The organism is Blautia sp. CGZ-1-C1 (assembly GCF_056504575.1).
On record NZ_JBWLUT010000159.1, the window covers coordinates 18,162 to 30,169 of the forward strand.

The following is a 12,008-nucleotide window of genomic DNA, read 5'->3' on the forward strand; positions in this document are numbered from 1 at the left end:
GTGTTTTGGCATAAATATGCCAAAATCCCGAGACATACAAGCCAAAATTCCATTGCCGCAGGCAATCTGGAATGAATTTTGGCTACGTTACTGAGAACGGAGTGAACAGTAACGGAAGTAGAAGAGAGAAACTTTTCAGATTCTATTGACTTTGCGGATGTTTCTTTAGTATCATACAGATTATGAGTAGTGTGTAAATAATTCAAATGAACAGTATTAGAAAGTTAACAGGAGATATAGATATGGCAGAACAGGTCAGAGTTGTGGTAGACGCAATGGGCGGGGACAATGCCCCGGTAGAGCCGGTCAAGGCTGCAGTGGAAGCTGTGACAGAGAGACAGGACATAAAAGTAATACTTACAGGAAAGCAGGAAGTAATTGAGAAAGAGCTGGCGAAATACTCCGGATATCCGAAGGAGCAGATCGAGGTTGTCAACGCTTCAGAAGTGATTGAGACAGCAGAGCCGCCTGTTTTTGCAATCCGTAAGAAAAAGGATTCATCAATCGTTGTTGGATTGAATATGGTTAAGAAACAGGAAGCAGATGCTTTTGTTTCTTCTGGAAGCACAGGCGCTGTTTTAGTAGGCGGACAGGTGCTGGTAGGAAGAAGTAAAGGCGTGGAGAGACCACCGCTTGCGCCGCTGATTCCTACGCTCGACGGAGTATCCCTGCTGATCGATTGTGGAGCAAATGTGGATGCACGTCCATCGCATCTGGTACAGTTTGCGAAGATGGGTTCTATTTATATGGAGAATGTTGTTGGCATTAAGAACCCACGAGTTGCAATCGTAAATAACGGAGCAGAAGAAGAGAAGGGAAATGCACTTGTAAAAGAGACATTCCCGCTTCTGAAAGAATGTAAGAGCATTAACTTCATTGGCAGTATCGAAGCCAGAGATATCCCTGCAGGATATGCGGATGTAGTTGTATGTGAGGCGTTTGTAGGAAATGTAATTCTGAAATTATATGAGGGAGTTGGTTCTGCCCTGGTCCACAAGATTAAAGAGGGAATGATGACCAGTCTCAGAAGTAAAGTCGGAGCACTTCTGGTAAAACCGGCATTAAAAGAGACTCTGAAATCCTTCGATGCAAGTGAATACGGCGGAGCACCGCTTCTCGGTCTGAAAGGACTGGTAGTAAAGACTCATGGAAGTGCTAAAGCCATTGAAATCAAGCATGGTATTTTCCAGTGTGTACAGTTCAAACAGGAGAAAATCAACGAAAAGATCGCTGAGCGTATTCTGGAAGACAAAGAAGAAATACCAAAAGCTAAGACAGAAACAGATTTTCTATAAGATTTGATAATAAATGAAAAAAGAAAAATATGAAACAGGAAGGAGGGTGTTGTACATGGAACTGGAAAAGATAAAAGCGATCATCGCAGAGGTCTTAAACATTGATGCCGATTCGATCACCGCAGATACTACGTTTGTAGATGATCTGGGTGCGGATTCTCTTGATATTTTTCAGATCATCATGGGAATTGAAGAGGAATATGACATTGAACTTGAGAACGAAGCGGTAGAGCAGATCCAGACAGTGGGTGACGCTATTGAAGCGCTCCGCGCGATCAAATAAAAGATGAAATAAGGATGGGGTTGTCCGGTGACAGCCCCACTCGTATGGAGAGGGTTAAAGGAATGAACAAAAAAACAGAAGAATTAGAAGAGATTATCGGATATCATTTCAAAAATAAGCATTATCTTACACAGGCGCTGACACACAGTTCTTATGCAAATGAGAAGAAGCTTGGTAAGCTGGGATGTAACGAGAGACTGGAGTTTCTGGGAGATGCTGTTCTGGAGCTGATCAGCAGTGATTTTCTGTATGCCAAATTTACCCAGGTTCCGGAGGGTGAACTGACTAAAAAGAGAGCCAGCCTTGTATGTGAGCCAAGTCTTGCCTATTGTGCAAGAGAATTCGGACTTCCACAGTTTCTGCTTCTTGGAAAAGGAGAAGATATGACAGGCGGAAGAAACAGGGATTCTATCGTATCTGATGCGACAGAAGCTTTATTGGGAGCTATTTATCTGGATGGTGGTTTTGCTAGTGCAAAGGAGTTTGTGCTGAATTTTATCCTGAATGATATTGAACACAAACAGCTCTTTTATGATAGCAAGACCATCCTGCAGGAAATCGTGCAGGAAAAGGGAACTCAGCCGGTAGAATACGTTCTGATAAAAGAAGAAGGACCGGATCACAACAAAAACTTTACTGTAGATGCAAGAGTAAACGGTAAAGTAATGGGACAGGGAAGCGGTCATACCAAGAAAGCAGCAGAGCAGGCCGCGGCTTATCAGGCAATCCGCGTGCTTAAGAAATAAATAATTACTGAACGCGAAAGTTACTGTGCACGGAGTGAACAGTAACACACGAAGTGAGCAGTAATAATATACAGGAGAATTATGTATTTAAAGAATATAGAGGTACAGGGGTTTAAATCGTTTGCCCAGAAGATCAATTTTGAATTTCATAATGGAATTACCGGCATTGTAGGCCCGAATGGAAGTGGGAAGAGCAATGTTGGCGATGCGGTGAGATGGGTTCTGGGTGAACAGAGTGCCAAGTCTTTACGAGGAGGAAATATGCAGGATGTTATTTTCTCCGGTACAGAGACAAGGAAACCTTTAAGCTATGCGTCGGTGGCTATCACGCTGGACAATTCCGATCATAAACTCCCGGTTGATTTTAATGAAGTTACAGTTACCAGAAGACTTTACCGTTCCGGTGAGAGTGAATATAAGATCAATGGAAGTGCCTGCCGATTGAAGGATATCAACGAGATGTTCTATGATACCGGTATTGGTAAAGAAGGTTATTCGATTATCGGACAGGGCCAGATCGACAGGATCTTAAGCGGAAAGCCGGAAGAACGAAGAGAGCTTTTTGATGAGGCAGCAGGTATTGTTAAATTTAAAAGAAGAAAGAATACCACGATCAAGAAGCTGGAGGAAGAACGTCAGAATCTGGTGCGAGTGACCGACATCCTTTCAGAACTTACCAGACAGCTGGGACCGCTGGAGAAGCAGTCTGAGACAGCCAGAATTTACCTTGCAAAAAGGGAAACGCTGAAAGAACTGGATGTAAATATGTTCCTGATGGAGTTTGCGAATACGGCACAGGCGCTGAAAGAACTGGAAGAGAAACTTGCTATCGCACAGAATCAGTTAAAAGATACCCAGAAATCCTATGATCAGACGAAGGTTGAATATGAGCGTCTGGAACAGGAACTGGAAGATTTAAATGCAAAAATGGATGCACTGCGTATTTCCGGTCAGGAACAGGCAATTCATAAACAGCAGCTGGAAGGCCAGGTAAATGTATTAAATGAGCAGATCCTTGCAGGTGCGCAGAATGAGGAGCATTACAAGGGACGCCTTCAGACGATTGAGGAGGAACTTTCCGTAAGAACTTCTTCGCAGAAAAAACTGGAAGAAGAGAGAGCAGATATTTATGCGCAGTTAAAGACAGTCCGCACGAAACTTTCTGAGGAAGAAGAGAAGTTAAAGACAGCGCAGGAGAATATCGAGGCCTGTACGCAGGAAGTGGAGGATGGTAAGAATGAAATCATTGAAATCCTCAACAGCCGTGCAAACACAAAAGGTAAGGCTCAGAGATTTGACGCAATGATGGAGCAGGCGGATATCCGTAAAGCGGAGATCAGCCAGCGAATCCTCAGATTAAAAAGTGAAGAGGAAGAGCAGCAGACGATTCTTTCCAAAGCGCAGAAACAATATGACGAGATCACAGAGCAAATTCAGTCTATGAATGAGGAATGTGAACATCTCAGTCAGAGCGCGGAACAGATTCAGGGGAAACTGAAAGAACAGAACGCTCAGATGGAAATGGGGCAGACTGCATATCACAGAGAGGCTTCCCGTCTGGAATCACTTAAGAATATCACAGAGCGCTATGATGGTTATGGAAACAGTATCCGGAGAGTCATGGAACAGAAAGAGCGGGTTCCGGGAATCCAGGGCGTTGTTGCGGATCTGATCCAGGTAAACAAAGATTATGAGATCGCGATTGAGACTGCATTGGGCGGAAGCATCCAGAACATTGTTACAGACAATGAACAGACGGCGAAAACACTGATTGAGTTTCTGAAGAAGAACCGTTATGGACGTGCTACCTTCCTGCCTATGAGCAGTATCAGTCCAAGAGGAGAATTTACCCCGAGAGAGGCACTGAGAGAGCCGGGCGTTATCGGTATTGCCAGTGAACTTGTGACCACAGCGCCACAGTATCAGCAGATTACGAAGTTTCTTCTCGGAAGAGTGCTGGTAGTTGACAATATTGACCATGCGATTATAATTGGAAGGAAATACAGACACAGTCTGAGAATGGTTACCACAGAGGGTGAATCCTTAAGTCCGGGTGGTTCCATGACAGGTGGTGCGTTCAGAAACAACAGCAACCTGCTTGGAAGACGTCGTGAGATCGAAGAGCTGGAAACAAAAGTAAGTCAGCTGAAGAATAATCTTGTGGAAATGCAGAAAGCGATTGAAGAAAATCGTAATCAGAGAAATATGATCCGTGACACGATTGCAGAATTTCAGGAGAAACTCCGCCAGAAATATATCGAGCAGAATACTGCCAGAATGAATATTAAACAGCAGGAGAAAAAGGCAGAAGAAATCCGAAGTGGATATGATCAGATTAACAGAGACCAGGCAGAAATCAAACGCCAGGTTATGGAGATCAGACAGGATCACGAACGAATCACGCAGGAACTGGAAAGTTCTAAACAGGATGAAAAAGAACTGGAGAGTTTTATCGAAACAAAGCAGTCAGAACTGGACGAGTGGAAAGAGGAAGAAGGAAAGGTTTCCAAAGGTCTGGAAGAGATTCGTCTTCAGTCATCCACCCTTGATCAGAAAGAGAAATTTGACCAGGAAAACTTAAGCCGACTGAGATCAGAAGTGAAGGCTCTGCAAACCGAGAAAGACGGAATCTATGAGTCTCTTGCTCATAGCAGTGAAGAGATGGAAAAGAAGCAGCAGATGATTACACAGCTTAAGAAAGAGGCAAAAGAATCAGACCTGCACGAGAGACAGTCAAAGGAACAGCTGGAAAATCTGCAGAAAGAAAAAGAAAGCAGAAACTCCCGGCATAAAGAATTCTTTGAGAAAAGAGATTATCTGTCCGGCCAGATCGGGCTTCTGGATAAAGAATGCTACCGTCTGCAGGGGCAGATGGAGAAGCTGGAAGAGAGCAGGGAGGAACGGATTGCTTATATGTGGTCAGAGTATGAGATTACTCCGAATAATGCTCTTTCTTACAGAAAAGAGGAACTGACAGACCTTTCAGAGATGAAGAAACAGGCAGCTCAGATCAAAGATGATATCAGAAGGCTCGGACCAGTCAATGTAAATGCGATAGAGGATTACAAAGAACTTCTGGAACGTCACACATTCCTTTCTGGACAGTATGAGGATCTGGTTACAGCGGAGAAAACCCTGGAACAGATCATTCAGGAGCTTGACGAGGGAATGCGCAAGCAGTTTACAGAGAAGTTTGGCGAAATCCAGAAGGAATTTGACAAAGCATTCAAAGAACTTTTTGGAGGCGGAAAAGGAACGCTGGAGCTTGATGAGGAGGCTGATATCCTGGAAGCCGGGATTAAGATCATTTCCCAGCCGCCTGGAAAGAAACTGCAGAATATGATGCAGCTTTCCGGTGGAGAGAAAGCACTGACAGCAATCGCTCTTCTTTTCGCAATTCAGAATCTGAAACCGTCACCGTTCTGCCTTCTGGATGAAATCGAGGCTGCGCTTGATGATTCCAACGTAGGACGTTTTGCCGGATATTTACAGAAGTTGACGAAAAACACACAATTTATTATAATAACCCATAGACGTGGAACTATGAACGCCGCAGACCGGCTTTATGGAATTACCATGCAGGAAAAAGGGGTATCGACACTGGTTTCTGTTGACTTAGTAGAGAACCAGCTTACCCAGTAACAGGAGGAGTATCATGGCAGAAGAAAAGAAAGGTTTTTTTAAACGTCTGGTCAGTGGACTGACAAAGACCAGAGACAATATCGTAGCCGGATTTGACAGTATTTTCAGTGGATTTTCCAGCATTGATGATGACTTCTATGAAGAACTGGAAGAGATTCTGATCATGGGAGATATCGGAATTAATGCAACCACTTCTATTATTGAGAATTTAAAGAAAGAGGTTTCCGAGCGTCGCATTAAGGAGCCGATGGAATGTAAGCAGCTTCTGATCAATGAGATTAAGGATCAGATGCGCGTGGACAGTACAGAGTATGAATTTGAGAATCGTAAATCTGTAGTCCTCGTGATCGGTGTCAATGGTGTTGGAAAGACTACCTCTGTAGGAAAGCTTGCGGGCAAGTTAAAGGATCAGGGTAAGAAAGTAGTTCTTGCGGCAGCCGATACATTTCGTGCAGCAGCCGGAGAACAGCTGACTGAGTGGGCGCACCGCGCAGGCGTAGAGATCATTGGTGGTCAGGCAGGCGCGGATCCGGCATCTGTAATCTATGATGCGGTGGCAGCTGCCAAAGCAAGAAATGCGGACGTACTTCTGTGCGACACAGCAGGACGTCTTCATAATAAAAAGAACCTTATGGAAGAACTTCGCAAAATATACAAGATTCTGGAGAGAGAGTATCCGGATGCATATCTGGAGACACTGGTAGTACTGGATGGTACCACCGGACAGAATGCTCTTGCACAGGCGAGACAGTTTGCGGAGGTCGCAAATGTCAACGGTATCATCCTTACCAAGCTGGATGGAACTGCCAAAGGTGGTATTGCAGTTGCAATCCAGTCCGAGCTTGATATACCGGTGAAGTACATTGGCGTAGGAGAAAGTATTGACGATCTTCAGAAATTCGATGCAGATGCATTTGTAAATGCGTTGTTTGATGTGGACCATAAAGAAACCCCGGACGCTCAAAATTACGACTGAAAAAATGGAGGAACAACATGCTTACATTAGAGAGTTTTGAACAGGCATCAGAGATCGTAAAACAGGTCACACAGGAAACAAAGCTGATCAAAAGCAGCTACTTCAGTGATCTTACAGGAAACAAAGTTTATCTGAAACCGGAGAATATGCAGCGTACAGGTGCATACAAGGTTCGTGGAGCTTATTATAAGATCAGCACACTTTCAGATGAAGAGAGAAATAAAGGGCTGATCACAGCATCTGCAGGAAATCATGCGCAGGGTGTTGCCTATGCAGCTCATAAATATGGAGTAAAGGCAGTGATCGTTATGCCTACAACTACTCCGCTGATCAAGGTTGAGAGAACAAAGAGCTATGGTGCAGAGGTTATTCTGCATGGCGATGTATATGATGAGGCATGTGCACATGCACTGGAGCTTGCCGAGAAAGAGGGATATACATTTATCCATCCGTTTGATGACCTGGCAGTTGCAACAGGACAGGGTACGATCGCAATGGAAATCGTTCAGGAGCTTCCACTTGTTGATTATATCCTGGTTCCGATCGGTGGAGGCGGACTTGCAACAGGTGTTTCCACACTTGCGAAGCTTTTGAATCCACATATCAAAGTAATCGGTGTTGAGCCGGCCGGTGCAGCATGTATGAAGGCTTCTCTGAAGAAGGGTGAGGTTGTGACTCTTCCTCATGTAAATACGATTGCTGATGGTACTGCTGTACAGACTCCTGGAAAGAAGATTTTCCCGTATATCCAGAAGAATCTGGATGATATCATCACGATTGAGGATGATGAGCTGATCGTTGCTTTCCTTGACATGGTTGAGAATCATAAGATGATTGTTGAGAATTCCGGCCTTCTGACAGTGGCAGCGCTTCGTCATCTGGATGTGAAGGGTAAGAAGGTTGTTTCTATCTTAAGTGGTGGAAATATGGACGTTATCACGATGTCTTCTGTTGTTCAGCATGGTCTGATCCAGAGAGACAGAATCTTTACTGTGTCTGTTCTGATTCCGGATAAGCCGGGTGAACTGGTTCGTGTGGCCAGTGTGATTGCGAAGGCACAGGGTAATGTTATTAAGCTGGATCATAACCAGTTTGTAAGTACGAACAGAAATGCGGCTGTGGAGCTTAAGATTACGCTGGAGGCGTTTGGTACGGATCATAAGAATGAGATTGTGAAGGCGCTTGAGGATGCAGGATGCAGACCGAAGGTGATTCGTCCTAGTCTGTAATTGCTAAAGTGAATATTGGAATGAGAGACCCCTGGTGTTAAGATTGAGCATTAGGGGTTTGTTTTTCTGCGCTGGGTGTTGAATGTATGCTGCAATCTTCTGAGGGGAGAGGGCTTGTAAAAGCGTCATTTCACCAAGGGCTTGTAAAAATTAAAGATAAAGAAAAATTTTGACATTTCTATGGAAGCGTGATAATATGATTATAGAAAAAGAGTGCTACCGATAGACGGTTAGTCCGATATAAAATTAGACAAAAACTGCCGCTTAGTTTACCAGACTGGGGCGGCTATTTTTGTGCTTTGTGATTATCTTTACCGAATGTGTATCCGATACTAAAACAAGTTAAGCTGAAGCTTACTACTGTGATAAAATCTAAAATACTCATTGGCTTAGCCCTCCTTTCCAGTGAATTCCCGTACGGGTTTCTATGTAATCAGAGGGTCACAGTCCCTCTGCTGAAGGACTAACCGCCTACCGTTGTATGGTAGCACCCATGCACTGATTATAACGGTTGGAGTGTATGGCTGCAACAGCAAATTAAAGTGAGTGCTACTATAATAATTGAGATTGAATTTCTGGAAGACAAGGCAGAATGAAAAAATAACTTTGTCAAGAGAAAATGCTTGACACCGTACCTGAAATAGGTTAAGATAGTCAAGGTGATTACAGATGGAGAAGTTTGTAGAGCAAGGTTATTTATATGATTTTTATGGAGAACTTCTGACAGAGAGACAGCAGCAGGTTTATGAGAGCGTGGTGCTGGAGGATTATTCGCTGAGTGAAGTCGCAGAGGATCTGGGCATCAGCAGACAGGGTGTGCATGATATGATCAAGAGATGCAATAAGACCCTTGAGGAATATGAACAGAAGCTCCATCTTGTAGAGAAATTCCTGAATATACGGGCGCAGGTGAAGCAGATCCGTGTACTTGCCCAGGAATATCATTCCGATGAAATTGCAAATATTTCCAATGAGATTTTAGAGGAGTTATAACATATGGCATTTGAGAGCTTGACTGATAAACTGCAGAATGTATTTAAGAAGTTGCGAAGCAAGGGCCGCCTGACAGAGGAGGACGTTAAGCTTGCTCTTAAGGAAGTAAAGATGGCCCTGTTGGAGGCTGACGTAAACTTTAAGGTTGTGAAGCAGTTTACCAAATCTGTACAGGAGCAGGCAATCGGACAGGACGTTATGAGCGGTCTGAATCCGGGCCAGATGGTGATCAAGATTGTAAATGATGAACTTGTGAAACTTATGGGAAGTGAGACAACAGAGTTGCCTCTTCGTCCGGGAAATGAGATCACAGTGTTCATGATGGCAGGTCTGCAGGGTGCAGGTAAGACCACCACAGTTGCGAAGCTTGCAGGCAAGCTGAAGTCCAAAGGTAAGAAACCTCTCTTGGTTGCCTGTGATGTTTACCGTCCGGCGGCTATCACACAGCTGCAGGTCAATGGTGAGAAACAGGGCGTGGAAGTATTTTCCATGGGAGATAAGCAGAAACCTGTAGATATTGCGAAAGCAGCAATCGAGCATGCGAAAGCAAACCAGCAGAATGTGGTGCTTATCGATACAGCCGGTCGTCTTCATGTCGACGAGGATATGATGCAGGAGCTTGCAGATATTAAAGAGAATATTCATGTAGATGCAACAATCCTGATCGTAGATGCGATGACAGGACAGGATGCGGTAAATGTGGCTAGCACATTTGCTGATAAGGTAGGAATCGACGGTGTCATTCTTACGAAGATGGATGGTGATACCCGAGGTGGTGCAGCCCTTTCTATCAAGGCAGTAACCGGTAAACCTATTTTATATGTAGGTATGGGCGAGAAGCTTTCTGATCTGGAGCAGTTCTATCCGGAACGTATGGCTTCCAGAATCCTTGGTATGGGTGATGTCATGAGTCTGATCGAGAAAGCGGAAGCTTCTATTGATAAAGAACAGGCACAGGACATGCAGAAGAAGTTAAAGAAAATGGACTTTGACTTCAACGATTATCTTACCAGTATGGAACAGATGAATAAGATGGGCGGTATCGGCAGTATCCTGAACATGCTTCCTGGAATGGGCGGCAAGATGAAGGACATCGAGGGAATGATCGATGAGAAAGCGATGGACAGAACCAAGTCAATCATCCTTTCTATGACACCTCAGGAGAGAAGCAATCCGTCAATCCTGAATATTTCCAGAAAGAACCGTATTGCCAGAGGCGCAGGAGTTGATGTCTCCGAAGTAAACCGTCTGGTGAAGCAGTTTGAACAGAGTAAGAAGATGATGAAACAGATGCCTGGTCTTATGGGCGGTAAAGCCGGTAAGCGTGGCGGCGGATTCAAACTTCCGTTCGGACTGTAAGTTAAGGTTGCCGGGCACAAAGTGAACAGCAGCTATTTGAGAAGTTAGCGAAGCGAATAACGCTTTGACATAAAAAGTTACTGCCTGAAGCAGGTAGTAATAGAAAACATAAGAAAACAATATATTTTAATTTAATGGAGGAAATGAAACAATGGCAGTTAAAATCAGATTAAGAAGAATGGGACAGAAGAAAGCACCTTTTTATAGAATCGTAGTTGCAGATTCCCGTTGCAAACGTGATGGAAGATGTATCGAAGAAATCGGAACATATGATCCAAACCTTGAGCCAAGCGCTGTAACAGTAAACGAAGAAGCAGCTAAGAAATGGCTTGCAGCAGGAGCTCAGCCTACAGATGTTGTAGCAAAAATCCTCAAAGATGCCGGAATCGAAAAATAATTCAGATTTACCAGATAAGGTATTTCTGCAGCGTCCGTAGGGGACGGGTCAGGGAGGTATGTAATGAAAGAATTAGTGGAAGTAATTGCAAAATCTCTTGTTGAAAATCCGGATGAAGTGGTTGTTACTGAGACAGAAAAGGAAGACGCAATTATCGTTGAGCTGAAGGTCGGACCTGCTGATATGGGTAAGGTTATCGGACGTCAGGGAAGAATTGCGAAAGCGATCCGCACTGTAGTCAAAGCGGCTTCTTCAAAAAGCAGCAAAAAAGTGATTGTAGATATTCTGCAATGAAAATAGGGTCAGGAGCTGTGGAACATCCCATGGCTCCTGATTTGGGTTTATTATGAAAAAATGGGAGAGCAGATGGAAGATTTATTAAAAGTTGGTGTGATCACTACGACACACGGAGTACGCGGAAGAAGTAAAGGTATATCCAACCACAGATGCAGACAGATTTCTGGATCTGGAATATGTTCTGCTTGACACTGGCAGAGAGAAAAGAAAGCTTGAAATTGAGAATGTTAAGTATTTCAAGAACCTTGTAATTCTGAAATTCAAGGGAATTGACAATATTAATGATATAGAGATGTATAAGAAAAGAGAACTCTGGGTTCCGAGAGAAGAAGCACAGGAGCTGGAAGATGATGAGTATTATATTGCAGACCTGATCGGAATGGATGTTGTTCTCGAAGATGGAAGCAAATTCGGAACTTTGAAAGATGTAATGGAGACTGGTGCCAATGATGTCTATGTAGTAGAGGACACGAAAGGTGCGGAGGTTCTTCTTCCAGCGATCAAGGAGTGTATTCTTGATGTGGATGTGGAGAAGAATGTAATGACCATTCATCTGATGAAAGGATTAATATAAATGAATTTTCATGTTTTGACCCTGTTTCCGGAGATGATTGAAAATGGTATGAACACGAGTATTACCGGACGTGCCATTACAAAAGGTCTCCTGACACTGGAAGCAGTGAATATCCGCGATTATGCGTTTAATAAACATCAGAAAGTGGATGACTATACTTATGGCGGCGGCGCCGGGATGCTGATGCAGGCAGAACCGGTTTATCTCGCATATGAGG

At 43.9% G+C, this 12,008-nt stretch carries 10 protein-coding genes and 2 pseudogenes; all 12 read left to right on the top strand.

What is annotated here, in order from left to right:
* The first annotated feature begins 242 nt into the window (after window positions 1-242).
* Window positions 243-1,295 (top strand): phosphate acyltransferase PlsX, encoded by a 1,053-nt coding sequence (gene plsX, locus AC058W_RS14855; RefSeq protein ID WP_117674747.1) that lies wholly within the window; start codon window positions 243-245, stop codon window positions 1,293-1,295.
* Window positions 1,296-1,350: 55 nt separating this feature from the next.
* Window positions 1,351-1,578: an acyl carrier protein gene (gene acpP, locus AC058W_RS14860; protein WP_117674748.1), complete on the top strand. Its 228-nt coding sequence runs from the start codon at window positions 1,351-1,353 to the stop codon at window positions 1,576-1,578.
* A 62-nt stretch (window positions 1,579-1,640) separates the two neighbouring features.
* Complete coding sequence (rnc, locus tag AC058W_RS14865) at window positions 1,641-2,324, top strand: ribonuclease III (protein WP_117674749.1); 684 nt, start codon at window positions 1,641-1,643, stop codon at window positions 2,322-2,324.
* Between the two features lie 81 nt (window positions 2,325-2,405).
* Window positions 2,406-5,966 (top strand): chromosome segregation protein SMC, encoded by a 3,561-nt coding sequence (gene smc, locus AC058W_RS14870; RefSeq protein WP_118609646.1) that lies wholly within the window; start codon window positions 2,406-2,408, stop codon window positions 5,964-5,966.
* A 13-nt stretch (window positions 5,967-5,979) separates the two neighbouring features.
* A complete protein-coding gene (gene ftsY, locus AC058W_RS14875; protein WP_117674751.1) occupies window positions 5,980-6,942 on the top strand; it encodes a signal recognition particle-docking protein FtsY in 963 nt (320 codons plus the stop codon).
* A 17-nt stretch (window positions 6,943-6,959) separates the two neighbouring features.
* Complete coding sequence (gene ilvA / locus AC058W_RS14880) at window positions 6,960-8,171, top strand: threonine ammonia-lyase (protein ID WP_117843894.1); 1,212 nt, start codon at window positions 6,960-6,962, stop codon at window positions 8,169-8,171.
* Between the two features lie 669 nt (window positions 8,172-8,840).
* Entirely contained in the window at window positions 8,841-9,164 is a 324-nt protein-coding gene (gene ylxM, locus AC058W_RS14885) for a YlxM family DNA-binding protein (RefSeq protein WP_117674754.1), read from the top strand.
* Between the two features lie 3 nt (window positions 9,165-9,167).
* Window positions 9,168-10,523 (top strand): signal recognition particle protein, encoded by a 1,356-nt coding sequence (ffh, locus tag AC058W_RS14890; protein WP_117674755.1) that lies wholly within the window; start codon window positions 9,168-9,170, stop codon window positions 10,521-10,523.
* Between the two features lie 151 nt (window positions 10,524-10,674).
* On the top strand, window positions 10,675-10,920 hold the full coding sequence (gene rpsP, locus AC058W_RS14895) for a 30S ribosomal protein S16 (protein WP_117674756.1): 246 nt from the start codon (window positions 10,675-10,677) through the stop codon (window positions 10,918-10,920).
* Between the two features lie 63 nt (window positions 10,921-10,983).
* On the top strand, window positions 10,984-11,214 hold the full coding sequence (locus AC058W_RS14900; RefSeq protein ID WP_008704683.1) for a KH domain-containing protein: 231 nt from the start codon (window positions 10,984-10,986) through the stop codon (window positions 11,212-11,214).
* Between the two features lie 72 nt (window positions 11,215-11,286).
* Window positions 11,287-11,791 (top strand): annotated as a pseudogene (rimM, locus tag AC058W_RS14905) (ribosome maturation factor RimM).
* Window positions 11,792-12,008 (top strand): annotated as a pseudogene (locus tag AC058W_RS14910) (tRNA (guanosine(37)-N1)-methyltransferase TrmD); the annotation flags it as partial. It abuts the pseudogene before it with no gap.